The organism is Agromyces humatus (assembly GCF_021228295.1).
GTDB lineage: Bacteria > Actinomycetota > Actinomycetes > Actinomycetales > Microbacteriaceae > Agromyces > Agromyces humatus.
Genome location: NZ_JAJQPD010000006.1, coordinates 126634 through 145477, shown reverse-complemented (window position 1 = coordinate 145477; position 18844 = coordinate 126634). Strand labels below are relative to the sequence as shown.

Genomic DNA, 18844 nt, shown 5'->3' with positions numbered 1-18844 from the left:
GTAGGCTGTGGCCATGCACAGCGACACCGCCGGATTCGCGATCGCGGTCGCCCAGTTCGCCCCGTCCGACGACACCGAGGCGAACCTCGCCGAGATCACGCGACTCACCGAGCTCGCGACGACGCGTGGCGCTCGACTGGTCGTCTTCCCCGAGTACTCGAGCTACTTCACGCCGCAGCCGGGCGCCGACTGGGCCGCCGCCGCGCAACCCGTCGGAGGACCGTTCACCGAGTCGCTCGCAGCGCTGGCCGACCGCGTCGGCGCGCACCTCGTCGCCGGCATGATCGAGCGTCTCGAGGGTGAATCCCGCGTCGCCAACACGGTCGTCGCGATCGCTCCCGGCACGGGCGTCGTCGCCCGGTATCGAAAGCTGCACCTCTACGACGCCTTCGGGCAGCGCGAGTCCGAGTGGGTGGCGCCGGGCGAGATCGCGTCGCCCGAGGTCTTCGAGGCGGGCGGTCTCACGTTCGGCCTGCAGACCTGTTACGACGCGCGCTTCCCCGAGGTCACCCGCCGCATCGTCGACGCGGGCGCCGACGTCGTGTGCATGCCGGCCGAGTGGGTGCGCGGCCCCCTCAAAGAGGCGCACTGGCGAGTGCTCACGACGGCGCGGGCGCTCGAGAACACGATCTTCGTCGCCGCGGCCGACCATGCGCCGCCGGTCGGCGCCGGCAACAGCATGGTCGTCGACCCGATGGGCGTCGAGGTCGCCACGATCGGTGAGACGACGGATGTCGCGGTCGCCTGGGTCTCCCGCGAGCGCATCGAGGCCGTGCGAAGGATCAACCCGGCGCTCGCGCTGCGGAGGTTCGGTGTGACCGAACGCGTCCGCGACGATCCACCGGCTGAGCAGCGGCCCGCCGGCGGGTCGGCTCAGCCGAGCCGCCGGAGCCGCGCCGACGCCTCCTCGAGCACCGGCAGCCGCTTGCAGAACGCGAATCGCACGAGGCTGCGGTAGACGTCATGGCGGTCCCCGTGCACGAACGCCGACACGGGGACGCCCACCACGCCCGCGCGCTCCGGCAGTTCACGGCAGAACGCGGCGCCGTCGTCGACACCGAGCGGCGAGGCATCCGCGATCACGAAGTAGCCGGCCTGCGGTGTCGACACCGCGAACCCGGCGGCGGTGAGTCCGCCGACGAGCACGTCGCGCTTCCTGGCGAGCGCTGCGGCCGCCTCCGAGAAGAACGCGTCGGGCAACTCGAGCCCGACGGCGATGGCAGGTTGGAACGGCGCGCCGTTCACGTAGGTGAGGTACTGCTTGACCGCGAGCACGGCGGTCACGAGCGGCGCCGGGGCGGTGAGCCAGCCGATCTTCCACCCGGTGGTCGAGAACGTCTTGCCCCCCGACGAGATCGACACCGTGCGCTCCCAGGCACCCGGCAGTGTCGCGATCGGGCGATGCGCCACCCCGAAGGTGAGGTGCTCGTAGACCTCGTCGGTGACGATGATCGCGTCATGGCGGGTGGCGAGCTCGACGACGAGTTCGAGGATCTCGTCGTCGAAGACCACGCCCGTGGGGTTGTGCGGTGAATTCACGATGATGAGCCGGGTGCGGTCGGTGACCGCGGCACGCAGCTCGTCGGGGTCGGGTCGCCAATCGGGGAAGTGCAGCGGCACCGTACGGTGCACGCCGCCGGCCCGCGCGATGAGCGCCGCGTACGCGTCGTAGTAGGGCTCGAAGGTCACGACCTCATCGCCCGTGTCGACGAACGCGAGCAGCGTCGCGGCGAGTGCCTCGGTCGCGCCGGCCGTGACGAGCACTTCGGATGCCGCGTCGACGTCGACGCCGTAGAACCGGTGCTGGTGGCGGGCGATGGCCTCGCGAAGCACGGGCAGGCCGATGCCCGGCGGATACTGGTTGATGCCATCGGCGATGGCCTGGCGGGCCGCCTCGAGCACCTCGGCCGGACCGTCTTCGTCGGGGAAGCCCTGGCCGAGGTTGATCGCCCCGGTGCGCAGCGCGAGGGCGCTCATCTCGGCGAAGATCGTGGCGGCGATGCGCCCGTCGTCGGCGAGCAGGCCGGCGCCGGCCGCGGTGCGCTGCCAGGGCGCCAGCTCGGGTGCGGGGGAGAAGTCGCTCACGCTCACACCGTACGCGAGGGTCGGGCAGGTACGCTTCTGCCGGGGCGGTGGTGACGCGGGTTCGCGTGTTCGGAGGAATCACCGCTCGCAGATAGCAGAGTCATAGACTCCGCCGATCGGGTGCACAGCTTGCGGCGAGATGCTGGCATGGCTTTGGAAGGAGCAGACATGACTGACACCACGAACGGCGCCACGGGGGAGCCCCGCGAGGGCGACGTCACCGAGACCACCGACGCACCGTCGGCGCAGGCCCAGGTTCCTGAGACCACGCCGGTCGCCGAGACCCCAGCCGCTCCCGAGACCACTCCGGTCGCCGAGGCGCCTGCTCCGGCCGAGACCCCGGCGGCGCCGGCATCGGATGTCGCTGCCGAGGCGCCCGCTCCGGTCGAGCCCGCCGCTCCTGCGCCGGCTGCTCCCGAGGCCGCGACCGCGACCGGCACCGTCTACGAGCCGGGTCAGGCACCGCAGCCGTACCACGCGCCGCAGTACGCGAAGCAGACCGCGCCGACCCCGGTCGCCGCCGCTGTGCCCCAGCCCGGTCCGGTGCCGCCCGCGTTCGGCGGCCCGCAGGCACCGCAGGCCCAGCCCACGGTGCCGCTGGCAGGCGTTCCGAACGGCATCGCGCCCGGGGCATCCGCACCTGCAGCGCCCAAGCCGCGCAGGGTCGGCCTCGGCGTCGCCGCGGCCATCGTCGCGGCCGCGCTCATCGGCGGCGCGTCGGGTGCCGGCATCACGGCGCTCATCACGAGCAACCAGAGCCCGGCCTCGAGCGAGTCCGCCGGATCGGCGCAGAACATCGTCGTCAACGACTCCGAGTCCGTGAACCAGATCACCGCGGTCGCCGCCAAGGCGAGCCCGAGCGTCGTCACGATCTCGGTCGCGGGCGACCAGGGTGCCGGCACCGGTTCGGGCATCATCCTGTCCGAGGACGGCTACGTGCTCACGAACACCCACGTCGTGACCCTCGACGGCGCGACCGGCGACCCCGCGATCCAGGTGAAGACCAACGACGGGCGCCTCTACGAGGCCGAGCTCATCGGCACCGACCCGCTGAGCGACCTCGCGGTCATCAAGCTGATCGACGCCTCGGGGCTCACCCCGCTCGAATTCGCCGACTCCGACAAGCTCAACGTCGGCGACTCGGCGATCGCGATCGGCGCCCCGCTGGGCCTCGCGGGCACCGTGACGAACGGCATCGTGAGCGCACTCAACCGCTCGATCGATGTCGCCTCCTCGGCGGCGCCGACGACCCCCGATGACTCGCAGGGCGGGCAGGGCGACCAGGGCAACGGCACCGAGGAGAGCCCGTTCGACTTCTTCTTCGACCTGCCGAATCCCGACGGCGGCGAGTCGCAGCAGCAGGCGCCGAGCGGTGGCTCCGGCCAGGTGGCGCTGCCCGTCATCCAGACCGACGCGGCGATCAACCCCGGCAACTCGGGCGGTGCGCTCGTCGACTCCGAGGGGCGACTCATCGGCGTCAACGTGGCGATCCTCTCGGCGGGCGGCGCGAGCGCCGAGGCCGGGAACATCGGCGTCGGGTTCGCGGTTCCCTCGAACCTCGCGAAGCGCATCGCCGACGAGATCATCGAGAACGGGTCGGCGACGCACGGCCTGCTCGGTGCGACCGTGACCTCGGCCGAGGCCGAGGGGTCGAGCGACGTCGTCGGTGCGCTCATCTCAGAGGTGTCGGCAGGCGGCGCCGCTGAGGCCGCAGGCCTCGAATCCGGCGACGTCGTGACCGAGTTCAACGGCGTGCCGATCACCGACCAGACCGACCTCACCGCACAGGTGCGGGCACTCCCGGGCGGTGCCGAGGCCGAGATCACGTTCACCCGCGACGGCGAAGCGCAGACCGCGCAGGTGACGCTCGACACGTTCGAGGGCTGATCGCCGCTCGAGCCGATCGCACGCCGAAGGCCGGGGTCCACGCGACCTCGGCCTTCGGCGTCTGCGGGCGCCTCGACTGCTAGGCTCGATCGACCCCAGCACGAGTGAGGAACATGCCCGAGCACCACCCTGAGACGGCCTCCCCGTCGCTCGTCGGCGTCTCCTATGTCATGCCCGTGCTCAACGACGCCACGCACGTGCGTGCGGCAGTCGAGTCGATCCTCGGGCAGGACTACACCGGCCCCGTCGAGGTGCTCATCGCGCTCGGCCCGTCGATCGACGGCACGAACGAACTCGTCACCGACCTCGCGTCGCGCGATGCGCGCATCCGGGTGCTCGAGAACGAGGTCGGGTCGACGCCTGCCGGCCTCAACATCGGCATCCGTGCCGCGCGGTACCCCGTGGTCGTGCGCGTCGACTCGCACTCGATGCTGCCGAGCGGCTACGCCCGCATCGCGGTCGACACGCTCGAGCGCACGGGCGCCGACAACGTCGGCGGCATCATGGACGCTCGCGGCGAGACGCCGTTCGAGCGCGCGGTCGCGCTCGCCTACACGACTCGGGTGGGCCTCGGCGGTTCGGCCTTCCATGTCGGCGGCGACGAGGGGCCGGCCGAGACCGTGTACCTCGGGGTCTTCCGTCGTGACGCGCTCGAGCGCGTCGGCCTGTTCGACGAGAGCATCAAGCGGGGCCAGGACTGGGAGCTCAATCGCCGCCTTCGCGAGACCGGTGGCACCGTCTGGTTCACGCCCGAGCTCGCGGTCACCTATCGTCCACGCTCGACCTTCGACCGGCTCGCGCGCCAGATGCTCTCGACCGGGCTGTGGCGGGGCGAGCTCGCACGGCGGTTCCCCGCGGCGAACGGCATCCGGTACTTCATCCCGCCGCTCATGGTCGTCGGCGTCGTGCTCGGCCTGCTCGCCGGAATCGGGGGCGTCATCCAGGCACTCGCCGGGGCGACGCCGTGGCTGCTCATCGGGTTCGCGATCCCCGTCGTCTACCTGATCTTCGTCGTCGTCGCGACGCTCATCGCCGCACGAGGCCGGGGCGCCAGCACCGCCGCCCGGTTTCTCGTAGTGTTGCCGTGCATACATGTCTCGTGGGGCGTCGGGTTCGTGCTCGGCTACCTCTCGCTGACGAGCAACATCGCCAGGCACACGGGAAGGTGACGCGGATGTCACAGGCCGAACCGGTCACGACGAGGCCGTCGAGCATCGCCGAGCTTCGAGCGGTCACCCAGCCCCCCGAGGTGCGAGGGCGCCGCAACGCCGAGCACTGGACGGCGTCGCTCTACCTGCGCAACCTCTCGCCGTACCTCACGTGGATGCTGCTGAAGACCCGCATCTCGGCGAACGGGGTCACGGGGCTCATGATCCTCGTGGGCTGGTCGACGGCGGCGGCCCTGCTCATCCCCGGCATCTGGGGCGCGCTGCTCGCGGTGGTGCTCGGCCAGCTGCAGATGCTCGTCGACTGCTGCGACGGCGAGGTCGCGCGTTGGCGCCGCACGTCGTCGCCGGCAGGCGTCTTCCTCGACAAGGTCGGCCACTACTCGACCGAGGCGCTGATCCCGCTCGCGCTCGGTATCCGCGCCGCCGCCTACCCGCTCGAGTTCCCCGCGGACTTCCTGTGGACGACCCTCGCGGCGCTGCTCGCGCTCGTCATCGTGCTCAACAAGGCGCTCAACGACATGGTGCACGTCGCCCGGGCGAACGCCGGCCTGCCGAAGCTCGCCGACACGCACGGCGAGACCGCTCCCCGCGGCGGGCTCGTGGCCGCGCTGCGCAAGGCGGCCCGGTTCGTGCCGTTCCACCGCCTGTACCACTCCGTCGAGCTCACGCTCATCGCTCTGGCGGCCGCCGTCATCGGGCTGTTCGTCGGCCAGCCCTTCGTCGACCGGCTGGTCGTCGTGGTGCTGCTGCCGCTCGCGGTTCTCGCCGTGTTCGGGCACTTCGTCGCGATCATGGCGTCGCGCCGTGTCCGCGCCTGATCATGGCAGCCACTGACCCGTCGCATGTCGCCCACGTCCCCGACACGCCCCGTGTCGGCGTGGTCGTGCTCACCATGGGCAGGCGGCCAGATGACCTCGCCCGGGGCATCCGCAGCGTGCTCGACCAGCGCGGCGTCGCGACGGACATCGTGTGCGTCGGCAACGGCTGGGATCCGGCGACGGCCGAGCCACCGCTGCCCGCCGGAGTGAAGGCGCTGCACCTGCCCGAGAATCTCGGCATCCCTGCCGGTCGCAACCGGGGCGTTCCCACGGTCGAGGGCGATGTGCTCTTCTTCCTCGACGACGACGCGTTCCTTCCGAGCGCGACGTTCCTGGCCGACGGATGCCGCATGCTCGCCGATCGGCCCGAGCTCGGATTGATCCAGCCGCGTGTCGTCGACCCGACGGGGCTCGTCTCGCCGCGCCGTTGGATCCCGCGCATCCGCAAGGGTGACGCCGCGCACTCGAGCAACGTGTTCTCGTGCTGGGAGGGCGCCGTGCTGATGCCGCGCCCGGTCTTCGACGCGGCCGGGGGATGGGCCGACCCGTTCTTCTACGCCCACGAGGGCATCGAGCTCGCGTGGCGGGTGTGGGACACGGGCCACGTCGCGTGGTACGCGGGCGACCTCGAGGCGGGGCATCCGGTCATCGACCAGACCAGGCACGACTACTACTACCGGCTCAACGCCCGCAATCGGGTGTGGCTCGCGCGACGCAACCTGCCGGCCGTCCTGATGCCCCTCTACGTCGGTTCGTGGACCGTGATCCAGGTGCTGCGCTGGGCGCGCAACCCCTCGGCCCTGAGGGCGTGGTTCGGCGGCTGGCGTGCCGGCTGGCGCGAGCATCCGGGCGAGCGACGCCCGATGTCCTGGCGCACCGTCTGGCGCATGGCCCGAGCCGGGCGGCCGCCGATCGTCTGACGCGTTCCGCGGGTTGAGGAGCGACGAAGGCGGTGGGTCGAGGAGGCGCTGGCGCGCCTCCTCAATCCACCGGAGGAGCAGCGCCCGTTACCCTTGGACGGTGGGATTGAGGAAAGACGCGCGTCGCGCCGTGAAGCTCGCCAAGGACATCATGTGGTCGCGGCGCGCGCAGCGCACGCTCGGCGTGAAGCTCGCCGACCGGCCCGACTTCGAGCCCCACCGCTTCCGCGTCGGTGTCTACTTCGCCGACGGCCGGGTCAATCTCTACCAACTGCGGCAGTGGTACGCCCCCCTCGTCGCACTGGCCGAGCGCCACCCCGTGCTCATCCTGAGCCGCGCGTCGGGCGCAGCGCTGAAGCTGCTCGAGGAGTCGCCGCTGCCGGTCGCCTACGTGCGCCGCGTCGCCGACCTCGAGCGGGTGATCCACGAGCAGGACCTGCACGTGATCCTGTATGTCAACCAGAACGCCAAGAACTTCCAGATGATGCGGTACGGGCGCCGCTGGCACGTGTTCATCAACCACGGCGAGTCCGACAAGATGTACATGACCACGAACCAGTTCAAGGCCTACGACTACGCCCTCATCGCGGGCGACGCGGCCAGGTCGCGACTCGACAAGGTGCTCTGGGACTACGACTTCGACAAGCGCGCCATTCCGATCGGGCGGCCGCAGGCCGACCACTACCTCGACGGATCGCCGCTGCCGTACACACCCGACCACCGTGACGTCGTGCTCTACGCCCCCACCTGGGAGGGCGACCGCGATGCCGCCGCCTACGGGTCGATCGCGTCGCACGGGGTCGGCCTCGTGCGGGGACTGCTCGCCACGGGTCGGCACCGGGTGATCTACCGCCCGCACCCCCGCTCGGGAGTCGTCGATCCCGCCTACGGAGCGGCCAACGAGGCCATCATCGCGGCGCTCGCCGCGGCGAACGCCGCCGACCCGTCGGCGCACCACATCTTCGACAACGGACCGAAGCTCGGCTGGCAGCTCGCCGCCGCCGACGTCGCGATCGTCGACATCTCGGCGATGGTCTACGACCGCCTTGCGGCGGGCAGGCCGCTGCTCATCACCCGCCCGGCGAATCCGGCGGCGGAGATCGACACGGGCGGCTACCTGCAGGCGTGCGAGTGGCTCGACGCCACCGATGCGGCGACCATGGTCGCCCGCATCGACGAGGTCGCCCATGACGCCGAGGCGCTCGCGCGGCTCGGGTTCTGGGTCGAGCGGTACTTCGGCGACACGACCCCCGGGGTCACGACCGCGCGGTTCCACGCGGCGATCGACCACCTCATGGCCGAGTGGGAGCGGTTCGCGGCGCTGCACGCGGGCGACGGCGAGATCGACGAGCACGACGTCGAGGCCGACGCCGAGGAGGACGCCGAAGCGGTCGGCTGATCGCATCGGCGAGCCTGCCGGTCGACCCGTTCAGCCGTCGGTGCCGGTGGCGGACGACTCGCGTACCTCCGCCTCGGGTGCCTGGGCCTCGGGCGCCTCGGCCACCGCCGCGCCGGCCTCGGGCACCCCACTCGCGCGTGCGTCGCCCCTCTTCCTCGTGATCGCCCCGCGCGCGGCCCGTCCGGCGGCACGCCCGGCCGCCTGGATGCCACGGGTGGTGGCGACCGCGGCAGAACCCACGGCGCCGCCGACGGCGGTGCCGGCACGGGACATCCGCACGCCCGTCGCACGCAGCATCGCATCGCGCTCGCGCGGTTCGAGATCGATCGGCAGGATCATCGGCGCCTGCCCGAACGCGAGACGCGACTGCACGAGCACCCGCCGGCCCAGCACGTTGTTGCCGATGCCACCGATGGCCGCGCCGATGCCGAACGGGATCGCCTTGCCGATGAATCCCGCGCCGCCCCGCACCGCGAACTGTTTGATGAACACGCTGCGCAGGCGGTCGACGACGGTGCCCATCATCGCCTTCGGCAGCGTGTTGGTCACGAGTTCGCCCCAGTAGGTGTTGAGCGGGGTTCCCGAGCCCGTGGCCTGCCCGGCGAACTGGCGCACGAGGTCGCTGCCCTCCTGCCCGAGCATGAGGGTCATCACGAGGGCACGAGCGCGTTCGGGATTGTCGACGGGGATTCCGTGCACCTCGGCCACCGATTGCGCGAACAGCGCGGTGGCCTCGAGGAACCCGGCGGTCTCGACACCCGACAGTGCCAACGTCACTCCCGTGCCGATACCAGGGATGACCGCGGTCGCGCCGACGGCGGCGCCGCCCGTGGTGACCGCGGTCAGGTAGCGGCGCTCGAGGATGCGGATGAGCTGGTCGGGCGTCGCGTTCGGCACGCGCCGGCGGATGCCCCGCAGGTGCGCCACGACGACGGGCCGCTGCACCGACAGCGCGAGGTCGATGGCGCGTTCCACGCCGTGTGCACGGCCCTCGTCGGGTTGCGCGGTGCGACCGGGGCGCGGCGGGGTCTGAGGGGGTGCATCGTGCTCCGCGTGCGGCTGTGCCGGCTGCTCGGCGCTCGGCGCATCGCCACCCAGCGAGGTGATCTTGTGGACGCGGTCGGCCATGTCGCGATGATACGGGAGGCTGCTGGTGGAACGCCGACGGGTCGGCGCGCACAGCGGTTGCGCTGACCGCTCAGCGGATGTCATGTGCCGCGCAGACGTTCCGTGTTGGGCAGTGTTCCGTGCTACGAAGGCGTCCCATGATCGGCGTTGTACCGGTCGAGCACCTCGTCGATGGGCGCATCGAGCACGAGCGCGCCCTTGTCGAGATAGAGTCCGCGCGAGCAGAAGCGGCGCAGGTCGCGCTCGTTGTGCGACACGAAGAACAGCGTGCGGCCGCCCGCGAGCATCTCGTCGATGCGCTTGTAGCACTTCTCGCGGAACGCCTTGTCGCCCACCGCGAGCACCTCGTCGACCAGCAGGATCGGCTCTTCGAGCTGCGAGATCACCGCGAAGGCGATGCGCACCTTCATGCCGCTCGAGAGGTGCTTGTAGGGGGTGTCGAGAAAGTCGCCGATGTCGGCGAAGCCGATGATCTCGTCGAACTTGGCGTCGATCTGCGATCGGGTCATGCCATGCAGCCCCGCCGTCAGGTACACGTTGTCGCGCACAGTGAGGTCGTCGACGAAGCCGCCGGTGATCTCGATGAGCGGCGCCACGCCGCCCGACACCTCGACCGTGCCCTCGTCGGCCAGCATGACACCTGCGACGAGCTTCAGCAGCGTCGACTTGCCCTGGCCGTTGCGGCCCACGACGCCGATCGCCTCGCCGGGGCGAACCTCGATCGACACGTTGCGCAGCGCCCAGAATTCGCCCGGACGCGTTCTGCGTCGTCGACCCGAGAGCAGGTCCTTGAACGAGCGGCGGCCGCGGCGGTTGCGCCGGAACCGCACACCCAGACCCTCGGTTCGGATCGCGTGCGTGACCGGTGCGATGGCAGTCGATGCGGTCATCAGATCTCCTTCAGCACCTGGCGCTCGGTCGAACGGAACACCCAGAGTCCGACGGCGAGGAGCGCCACCGACATCACGGCCGCGATCGCGACGTTGAACCACTCGAGCTCGTCGGGGTAGAAGCCGGCCCGATAGAGCCCGAAGATGCCCGACAGCGGGTTGAACGCCGCCCAGAAGTGCAGCTGGCTCGGCAGATCGGTGACGCCGTAGATGATCGGGGACGCGTAGAAGAGGAAGCGCAGCACGAGCTTCACGGCGCGCTCGAGGTCGCGGAAGAACACCACGAGCGGCGCCACGATGAGCGCGACCCCGGCGGTGAGGATCGCCTGGAGCAGGATCGCGAGGGGGAACAGCGCGAGTTCCCAGTGCACGGACGCCCCGCGGTCGATGACGAAGAACACGATGACGAACAGCGCGAGCACCGGAAGCGCGAGCAGGAACTCGATGCCCTTCGACAGCACGATGCGGTTCACCCAGATCGTGCGGGGGATCTTCGTCGAACGGATGAGCTTCGCGTCTTTCAGGAACGCCCGCGTCGAGTCCGAGACGGCGCCGTTGAACCACATCCACGGCAGCAGCGCGGACAGCAGGAACACGATGTACGGCTCGGTGCCCACCGGGCGCTGGAAGACCTGCGTGAACACGAACCAGTAGATGCCCGCCATGACGAGGGGGTCGAGCACCGACCAGAGATACCCGAGCGCCGACGTCGAGTACCGCACCTTGAGGTCGCGAGTGGTGAGCAGCCACAGGGCATGACGGTACCGCGCCAGCGGGGTGCGCTGCAGCGGATGCGCATCGCCGTACGCGACAGTTGCCGTGCTCATCACGCCTCTCATCGTAGATGCCGAGCCGGGGTAGGTTTGAAGCTGACGGGTGGCGACCTGCCGAGCCCAGTCGAAAGGAGCGTCGTGCGCGCCACCAGCACCCGCGTGATCCTCAGCTGCGCGGCCATCGGCGTCGGTGGCGGACTCTTCGCCGCGGGAGCCGGCTACTTCGCCGGTCTCATCGCAGGAATCGCCCCGATGCTCTACGGCATCACGATCGGCTCGCACTTCCTGCCGAGCGCCGTCGCCCTCGCGCTGCTGAGACGCCCCGGTGTCGGCATCCTCACCGGATTCATCGCGGGCCTCGTCGGCGCCGCATTCGCGCCGCAGTGGATCCTGCGCTTCCTCGCCACCGGCCTGCTCGTCGGTGCGCTGCTCGAGCTGCCGTTCTTCGTGACCCGCTACAAGAACTGGTCGCCCTGGCTCTACTACATCGCGGCAGCGGGGTCGGGCCTCGTGCTGGCGGCCGGCACGTTCATCGCCCTCGGCCCCGAACACTACGCGCCGTGGTTCTGGGCGCTCTACCTCGCGCTGTTCGCGCTGAGTCCCGTCGTCTTCACCTGGCTCGGCCGCGTCATCGCGGCCTCACTCAGCCGGGCGGGCGTCGCCAGAAGCCTCACCTGAGCGGCCGCGAACGAACGAGAAGAGCGGATGCCCCGGGGCATCCGCTCTTCTCAGCTGTGCGCTGTGGTGCAGGTCACACGAAGTGGTTCGCGCGCTCGAGATCTTCGGCGAAGTCGACCTCGACCGCGTAGAGGTCTGAGATGTCCATGGGCTCGATGAGGAGGCCGTTCTTCTCGATCGCGAGCTCGAGGCCGCGCTCGAAGTAGTCCTGGTCGCCGACGCGCTGCAGGTGCGCGAGGAAGGTGGCCTTGTCGCGGCTCGCGATGTAGTTGATGCCGACGGCTTCGCCGAGGCCGCCCTTGACGGTCTTCGAGAGCTCTTTGATGTAGCCCTCGGCGCTCGTGGTGTACTTCACCTCTTCGTCGGAGACCTTCGAGGTGTTGACCGTGACGAACGACTGGTCGCGCGCGACGAACGGCAGCGCACGGTCGAGGATGCGAGGGTCGAAGACCACGTCGCCGTTCATCCACAGCACGCCGCCGGACTGCGACGCCGCGAGCGCGCGCATGAGGCTCTTCGAGGTGTTCGTCTGGTCGTACTCCTCGTTGTAGACGAACGATGCCTGCGGGAACGCCTCGATGATGTGCTCGAGCTTGTACCCGACGACGATGGTCACGTTGGCATTGGCGCCGAACGCGTGCTCGATGTTGTCGAACTGCTGGCGCATGATGGTGCGGCCGTCACTGAGTTCGGTGAGCGGCTTGGGGAGGGAACGCCCGAGTCGGCTTCCCATGCCGGCTGCGAGAATCACGATCTGGGTGGTCACTGCATCTCCTTCGGTGGTGCGGATGACCCGCCGCGTCACTCTCGATGAGGAGAGTTCGCCTGCGGTTCACCCGGAAGTTCACATGTGGACACGCCGTTATGCCGCACATCAGGATACCGGGGGACCCTCGCGGCCGACGAGCGCGCGACCGACGTCGTAGTGGGATCGTGATACTTCGCACAGACAATGCCCAGCCTACCGAGCCGCTCGTCCGGCCGTGGGAGCAGCGATTCGCCGCCCGTCGTTGGTAGGTTGTCTTGGGTGACTTCCGTTTCGCGCCCTGATCACGACGACGAGGCTGCCGAAGGCACTGGCACGGGGGTGTCCGACCAGCGGGGATCCCGGTCCGGCCAGTCCGGCAGTCCAGCATCGAGCCCGCGCACCGCCGCGGCGAAGTCCCGCGCGCTGCGGTCGAGCGCCGCGAAGCCGGCGGCCGCCAAACCCGCCGACACGACGCCGGCCGCCGCGAGGTCGACCGCTGCGAAGACGCCGGCCGCGAAGCCGACCGCTGCGAAGCCGACCGCTGCGAAGCCGGGTGCAGCGAAGCCGGGTGCAGCGAAATCGTCTGCTGCGAAGCCGCGCACGACGAAGGCGAACGCGAGCATGGCGAAGGGCGACACTACGGCATCGAACGGCGACACGACGTCGTCGACCCCGAAGCCCGCGAGCACGGCGCGTGCCGCGTCGACGCGCACGAGCGCGGCGAAGTCGGCTGCCGCTGCGAAGAACGCGGCGGCGAAGGCTGCGGCGGCGAAGGTGTCGACGGCCGCGCGCAAGAGCGCCTCGGCCGCCGAGGCGGTCGATGCCGACACGCCCAAGCCCGCGTCGAAGCGCACCCCCGCTTCGCGTACGGCATCGGCGGGCGCGGCGGCGACGCGTGGTGAGGCGGCGAAGGCCGCGCGCACCTCCCGAGCTTCGGCCACCAGGAGCACGGCGAGCACGCCCGCGGCGCGCAGCCGGGCGACGACGGCCGCGTCGGCGCAGCGCCAGCAGCGCACCGCGGCGGCACTGACCACCGAGACCACGGCGGCCGAGCGACCCTCGAAGCGCCCCGCCGACCAGACGATCGCCGCAGTGGCGAACGAGCCGCCCGTCGTCGCCGGTGCGGTGGCGGCGTCGAAGATCGACGAGATCACCACCGAGCGAACGCCGCGACCTGCCGAGGTCGGGGCAACGCCCGCGCCCGAGGCTGAGACTGCGCCCGCGGTCGATGATGTCGCGGCCGGCGAGCCGGAGGGGGTCGACGAGGCGGCACCGGTGGTCGACGCCGCGGTCGCCGACACCGCCCCTGTCATCGACACCGCCGCGGTCGCTGAGGCAGCCCCTGTCACCGACACCGCCGCTGTCGCTGAGGCAGCCCCTGTCGTTGACGCCGAACTGACCATCGACGATGACGTGGTCGTGGAAGACGATCCCGTCCGAACGGTGGCAGACACCGAGCAGGCCGAACGGTCCGCTCGATCCGACTCCATCGATCGAGCGACTGCCGCCGCGCTGGCCGCGGCGGTCGCAGCCGAAGCCGCGCTCGCAGCGCCCTCCGTCGAGGCGACATCGTCCGTCGATGAGGTGCCGCCGGTCGGGGAGGCATCGCCGGCCGATGAGGTGCCGTCCGTCGAGGAGGTACCGCCGGTCGAGGAGGTGTCGCCGGTCGTGGAGGCATCGTCCGTCGAGGAGGTGCCGTCCGTCGATGAGGTGCCGCCGGTCGAGGAGGCATCGCCCGTCGAAGAGACATCCGCGACCGGCGCGCAAGCCGTCGCGGTCATCCCCGCACCAAAGCAGAGTGCCCCGCGCAAGAAGCGGTCGCTGCGCGTGGCGCGAGCAGCACCGGCGGCCGACGCGCCGACGGTGCTGTCGATCACGGGGCTCGTGAAGCGCTTCGGCGAGAACACGGCCGTCGACGGAATCAGCCTCGACGTGCGGGCCGGCTCCTTCTTCGGGATCGTCGGCCCCAACGGGGCCGGCAAGACGACGACACTGTCGATGGTCACCGGGCTGCTGCGCCCCGATGCCGGCGCCGTCAGCATCAACGGCGTCGACGCCTGGGCCGACCCGCGCGCCGCGAAGCGCGCGACTGGGGTGCTGCCCGATCGGCTTCGGCTCTTCGACCGGCTCACGGGCGCCCAGCTGCTCTATTACTCGGGCGTGCTGCGCGGCCTCGACACCCGCACCGTGCGCGAGCGCAGCGCCGACCTCATCGCCGCGTTCGGACTCGAGGACGCCGTCGATCGGCTGGTCGCCGACTACTCGGCGGGCATGACGAAGAAGATCGCGCTCGCGTGCGCCATGATCCACTCGCCGCGGCTGCTCGTGCTCGACGAGCCGTTCGAGTCGGTCGACCCGGTCTCGGCGGCGAACCTCACCGAGATCCTCGAGCGATACGTCGCCGGCGGCGGCACCGTCGTGCTCTCGAGCCACGGCATGGACCTCATCGAGCGGGTCTGCGACTCTGCGGCGATCATCGTCGGCGGACGCGTGCTCGCCTCGGGCACCCTCGACGAGGTACGCGCCGGTCAGACCCTCGAAGAACGGTTCGTCGAGCTCGCGGGCGGACGCAAGGCTGCGGAAGGCATGGAATGGTTGCACAGTTTCTCCGACTGAAACTGCGCCTACTGGCGAATATCTTCCGTCGCAGCACCTGGCAGGTCGTCGGCATCGTCGTCGGCCTCGTCTACGGGCTCGGGCTCGCGGCGCTGCTGTTCTTCGCACTCGTGGGCCTGCGCCTCGTCGACGACGTCGCGATCGTGCGCGACGTCCTCATCGTGGCGGGCTCGGCGACCGTGATCGGCTTCATCGTGCTCCCGCTCGTGTTCGGCAGTGAAGACACCATGGACCCGAGGCGGTTCGCATTCTTCGCACTGCCCGACCGCACGCTCGCGCTCGGGCTGGCCGTCGCCGCGCTGATCGGCATTCCGGCGCTCGTGCTCGGGATCGTGCTGCTCGGCACGGTCGTCACGTGGTCGCGCGGTTTCGCCGAGACGCTGCTCGCGATCCTCTCGGCCGCCCTCGCGTTCGGCACCTGCCTGCTCATCGCCCGGGTGACCACGTCGCTCGCCTCGTTCCTGCTCGCGACGCGACGCTCCCGCGAGGTGATGGGCGTGGTCGGCCTGCTCCTCATCGTGATGGCCGCACCGATCGTCGTCGGGCTGGCCACGCTCGACTGGGCGAACTCCGGGCTCACCCTGCTCGGCGACTTCGCCGACGTGCTCGGATGGACCCCGCTCGGCGCCGCGTTCGCGGTGCCCGGCGACGCGGCCGAGGGGCAGTGGGGCGCGTCGATCCTCAAATTCCTCATCGCCGCGGCGACGCTCTGGGTCATCTGGCTGGCCTGGCGGGCGCTCGTCGCGAAGATGCTGGTGACGCCCGGGCGCGAGGCCTCGAGCAGGAGCTACCGCGGGCTCGGCTGGTTCGACCGGATGCCCCAGGGCGCCACCGGCGCAATCGCAGCCCGTGGCATCACCTACTGGTTCCGCGACGCACGCTACTGGGTGTCGTTCGTCATGGTGCCGATCGCGCCGCTGCTCGTCATGATCCCGCTCGCGCTCGCAGGCGTACCCCAGTTCTACCTGTGGCTCATCCCGGTACCGCTCGTCTGCCTGTTCCTCGGCTGGAGCCTGCACAACGACATCGCCTACGACTCCACGGCGATCTGGCTGCACGTGGCATCGGGCGTTCGCGGAACCTCCGACCGCGTCGGGCGGCTCATCCCGGTGCTCATCGCCGGCATCGTCGTGATCGGGCTCGGCAGTGCCGTGACGGTGTTCATTCTCAACGATTGGCGCCTCCTGCCGTCGCTCCTGGGCGTCAGCACGGCACTGCTGCTCGGCGGGCTCGGCATCGGTTCGATCACTTCGGCCCGACTCCCGTACCCGGTCGTCAAGCCGGGCGACAGTCCGTTCCAGCAACCGCAGTCGTCGGGCACCATCACCGCCCTCGTGCAAACGCTCGCCATGTTCGGAGCACTGCTCATCGCGCTCCCGGCCGGGGTGTTCGGCGCGTTCGGGCTCTTCGTCGACCCGGCGTGGCACGCGGCATCGTTCGCGGCCGGCGTCGGCCTCGGAGTGCTCGTGCTCGCCTTCGGAGTCTGGTACGGCGGTCGCGTGTTCGCAGCCCGGGGTCCCGAGATGCTCGCAGCGGCTCTGCGCGCGTGAGTCCCGCGTAGAATCGAGCGCATGATCCACACCGTGCGAATGAGCATCGCCGACCCCGATGCACCGGGGGGCGGCACGTCGGTCCTCGACCGCGAGCTCGAGAAACTCCTCGAAGACGAGGCGATCGAACCCGGTGATCACGAGCGCTTCTCGCACTACGTGAAGAAAGAGAAGATCCTCGAGTCGGCGCTGACGGGCAAGCCCGTGAAGGCACTCTGCGGCAAGAAGTGGACCCCGGGGCGCGACCCCGAGAAGTTCCCCGTCTGTCCGACGTGCAAAGAGATCTACGAGCGGCTGAAGGCCGGGTAGGGGTCTCGATACACGTTCGCCTTCAGGGGGCGCTCCTCGACGGCGCGACGCCTCGCCTTCGGCGGCGCTGCTCGACCGGAGCAATCAGATTCAGGTGCGCTGCATGGCGCCGACGATCATCCCCATGACCGAGAACGTCACGACGTTGTATCGATTGTACGAACTTCACCCGCCCGCCGAGGCGTGACGCGGTACCTCCTCGAGGGGAACGAAGCTCGCGGCATCCGGTCCGAACTCGGCGACTCTCGCGACGTACTCGGCCGGCGTGTAGCCGCTGAACCGGTGGAAGGCGCGGATGACGTGCGGCTGGTCGTAGAAGGGTGACTCGCGACGAGATCGGCCCAGTTCCGAAGTCGTTCGCCAAGCGGCAACTCCATGATGAACCGGTGGAAGCGCAGCAGTTCGGCGAACGGCTTCGGGGCGATGCAGCGTCGTCGAGCACCGCGCTCGCGGGGAGGATGCGGCCCGGGACATCCGTCGTCGGCAGTCGGCTGAACGCGCGAAGGCCCTGCGGTGTGAATGGGAGATCACGACCGCCGCGTCAGCGGTATGTCGTCGGGATCACGGGTTCGCCGCGACCGAGCCGGAACGCCTCGATGGGCAGTTCCTGCATGACCTCGGCACGGTGAGCCCGTGCCGCCTCGGTGCCGTCGTGGCCGAGGAAGGCCGGGTCGGGCTCGCCCTTCGACATGAGCTGCACCATCAGCGGGCGCAGCCGGTCACCGGCCTCGAACTCGGCCTCGCCGTCGGGGCCATCGCCCACGAACACGATCTCCTCGCGCGCGGTGCGGGTGGCATCGAGGCGGCGGGCGGCGTTCTTGCGCCCGCCGACGCTCGCCTTCGACTTCGAGGACTTCGCGACCGAAACCCACTCGCTGGCGTCGTCGCGGCGGGCGACGATCTTGTACACCATGCCCGCGGCCGGATGGCCCGAGCCGGTGACCACCGAAGTGCCGACGCCGTAGGCGTCGACGGGTGCACCCGAGAGGCCGGCGATCGTGAACTCGTCGAGGTCGCTCGTGACCGTGATGCGCGTGTCGACTGCGCCGAGCGAGTCGAGCTGGTGACGCACCGATGCGACGACGGTGGGCAGGTCGCCCGAATCGATGCGCACCGCGCCGAGCTCGGTGCCGGCCACGCGCACCGCGGTCTCGACACCCTGGGCGATGTCGTACGTGTCGACCAGCAGCGTGGTCTTCGGCCCGAAGGCCTCGACCTGGGCGTGGAACGCAGCCTCTTCGCTGTCGTGCAGCAGCGTGAACGCGTGCGCCGCGGTGCCCATCGTCGGGATGCCCCAACTGCGGCCCGCCTCGAGGTTCGAGGTCGCGTCGAATCCGGCGATGTAGGCCGCGCGGGCCGCGGCGACCGCCGAGCGCTCGCCGGTGCGCCGCGAGCCCATCTCGGCGATCGGGCGGCCGAGCGCGACCGACACCATGCGGGCGGCGGCGCTCGCCACCGAGGAGTCGTAGTTGAGGGTCGAGAGCACGATGGTCTCGAGCATGACGGCCTCGGCGAACGTCGCCTGGATGGTCAGCAGGGGTGAGCCCGGAAAGTAGGCCTCGCCCTCGCGGTACCCCCAGATGTCGCCGCTGAAGCGATAGTCGGCGAGCCAGTCGATGGTCGCCGGCCGCACGATCTCGTGTTCGCGAAGCCACTCGAGCTCGGCATCTCCGAACCGGAACTGCGAGATGAGTTCGAGCAGCCGCCCGGTGCCGGCGACGACGCCGTAACGGCGCCCGTCGGGCAGGCGCCGCGCGAACGCCTCGAAGAGGCTCTCGCGGCGGCCGGTGCCGTCGAGCAGGGCGGCATCGACCATGGTCAGTTCGTATCGGTCGGTGAAGAGCGCAGCTGAGCCGGTCACACGGTCAGCCTAG

17 protein-coding genes are annotated in these 18844 nt (G+C 70.4%); 10 read left to right on the top strand and 7 right to left on the bottom strand.

The features are described 5' to 3' along the window. Positions 1 to 13 precede the first annotated feature (13 nt). Positions 14 to 958, top strand: coding sequence for a carbon-nitrogen hydrolase family protein (locus tag LSF15_RS11760; protein WP_232498728.1), 945 nt, complete (start codon positions 14 to 16; stop codon positions 956 to 958). Here the strand turns inward: LSF15_RS11760 and LSF15_RS11755 are convergent. Next, a complete protein-coding gene (locus LSF15_RS11755) occupies positions 874 to 2085 on the bottom strand; it encodes a pyridoxal phosphate-dependent aminotransferase (RefSeq protein ID WP_232498727.1) in 1212 nt (403 codons plus the stop codon). The genes LSF15_RS11760 and LSF15_RS11755 overlap by 85 nt on opposite strands. Positions 2086 to 2253: 168 nt before the next feature. Here LSF15_RS11755 and LSF15_RS11750 point away from each other — a divergent pair, with 168 nt between their 5' ends. The 5 genes from LSF15_RS11750 (at position 2254) to LSF15_RS11730 (ending at position 8278) form a co-directional block, all read left to right on the top strand. Continuing rightward, a complete protein-coding gene (locus LSF15_RS11750; protein ID WP_232498726.1) occupies positions 2254 to 3972 on the top strand; it encodes a S1C family serine protease in 1719 nt (572 codons plus the stop codon). A 113-nt stretch (positions 3973 to 4085) separates the two neighbouring features. After that, on the top strand, positions 4086 to 5141 hold the full coding sequence (locus LSF15_RS11745) for a glycosyltransferase family 2 protein (protein WP_232498725.1): 1056 nt from the start codon (positions 4086 to 4088) through the stop codon (positions 5139 to 5141). Between the two features lie 5 nt (positions 5142 to 5146). Beyond that, positions 5147 to 5959 carry a CDP-alcohol phosphatidyltransferase family protein gene (locus LSF15_RS11740; protein WP_232498724.1) on the top strand — a complete coding sequence of 271 codons (813 nt, stop codon included), beginning with the start codon at positions 5147 to 5149 and terminating at the stop codon, positions 5957 to 5959. A gap of 2 nt (positions 5960 to 5961) precedes the next feature. Further along, positions 5962 to 6879, top strand: a complete 918-nt coding sequence (locus LSF15_RS11735; RefSeq protein ID WP_232498723.1) for a glycosyltransferase family 2 protein — start codon at positions 5962 to 5964, stop codon at positions 6877 to 6879. A gap of 100 nt (positions 6880 to 6979) precedes the next feature. Continuing rightward, positions 6980 to 8278, top strand: a complete 1299-nt coding sequence (locus LSF15_RS11730) for a CDP-glycerol glycerophosphotransferase family protein (protein WP_232498722.1) — start codon at positions 6980 to 6982, stop codon at positions 8276 to 8278. A 30-nt stretch (positions 8279 to 8308) separates the two neighbouring features. Here LSF15_RS11730 and LSF15_RS11725 read toward each other — a convergent pair whose 3' ends face one another. The 3 genes from LSF15_RS11725 to LSF15_RS11715 all read right to left on the bottom strand — a co-directional run bounded on the left by LSF15_RS11725 (position 8309) and on the right by LSF15_RS11715 (position 11123). Then, the gene (locus tag LSF15_RS11725) at positions 8309 to 9406 is read right to left on the bottom strand and encodes a hypothetical protein (RefSeq protein ID WP_232498721.1); all 1098 of its coding nucleotides are present in this window, start codon (positions 9404 to 9406) and stop codon (positions 8309 to 8311) included. A gap of 122 nt (positions 9407 to 9528) precedes the next feature. Continuing rightward, positions 9529 to 10296, bottom strand: coding sequence for an ABC transporter ATP-binding protein (locus tag LSF15_RS11720; RefSeq protein WP_232498720.1), 768 nt, complete (start codon positions 10294 to 10296; stop codon positions 9529 to 9531). Beyond that, positions 10296 to 11123: an ABC transporter permease gene (locus LSF15_RS11715; RefSeq protein ID WP_232498719.1), complete on the bottom strand. Its 828-nt coding sequence runs from the start codon at positions 11121 to 11123 to the stop codon at positions 10296 to 10298. The genes LSF15_RS11720 and LSF15_RS11715 overlap by 1 nt, the downstream gene beginning before the upstream one ends. Before the next feature lie 84 nt (positions 11124 to 11207). On the opposite strand from LSF15_RS11715, the gene LSF15_RS11710 reads away from it, so the two are divergent. After that, positions 11208 to 11747: an ECF transporter S component gene (locus LSF15_RS11710; RefSeq protein WP_232498718.1), complete on the top strand. Its 540-nt coding sequence runs from the start codon at positions 11208 to 11210 to the stop codon at positions 11745 to 11747. 73 nt (positions 11748 to 11820) lie between these two features. Here the strand turns inward: LSF15_RS11710 and LSF15_RS11705 are convergent, their stop codons facing one another. After that, on the bottom strand, positions 11821 to 12513 hold the full coding sequence (locus LSF15_RS11705) for a phosphocholine cytidylyltransferase family protein (RefSeq protein WP_232498717.1): 693 nt from the start codon (positions 12511 to 12513) through the stop codon (positions 11821 to 11823). 284 nt (positions 12514 to 12797) lie between these two features. Further along, positions 12798 to 13649 carry a hypothetical protein gene (locus LSF15_RS11700; RefSeq protein WP_232498716.1) on the bottom strand — a complete coding sequence of 284 codons (852 nt, stop codon included), beginning with the start codon at positions 13647 to 13649 and terminating at the stop codon, positions 12798 to 12800. A gap of 502 nt (positions 13650 to 14151) precedes the next feature. Between LSF15_RS11700 and LSF15_RS11695 the strand changes: the two genes are divergently transcribed. From LSF15_RS11695 to LSF15_RS11685, 3 genes are read left to right on the top strand one after another with little or no spacing between them, the layout of a single operon-like run. Next, a complete protein-coding gene (locus tag LSF15_RS11695; RefSeq protein WP_372459994.1) occupies positions 14152 to 15111 on the top strand; it encodes an ABC transporter ATP-binding protein in 960 nt (319 codons plus the stop codon). Then, the gene (locus tag LSF15_RS11690; protein ID WP_232498715.1) at positions 15087 to 16661 is read left to right on the top strand and encodes a hypothetical protein; all 1575 of its coding nucleotides are present in this window, start codon (positions 15087 to 15089) and stop codon (positions 16659 to 16661) included. Before LSF15_RS11695 ends, LSF15_RS11690 begins: the two co-directional genes overlap by 25 nt. Before the next feature lie 21 nt (positions 16662 to 16682). Further along, on the top strand, positions 16683 to 16970 hold the full coding sequence (locus LSF15_RS11685; protein WP_372459988.1) for a DUF3039 domain-containing protein: 288 nt from the start codon (positions 16683 to 16685) through the stop codon (positions 16968 to 16970). Between the two features lie 541 nt (positions 16971 to 17511). Here the strand turns inward: LSF15_RS11685 and LSF15_RS11680 are convergent. Then, a complete protein-coding gene (locus tag LSF15_RS11680) occupies positions 17512 to 18831 on the bottom strand; it encodes a nicotinate phosphoribosyltransferase (protein WP_232498714.1) in 1320 nt (439 codons plus the stop codon). Positions 18832 to 18844 lie beyond the last annotated feature (13 nt).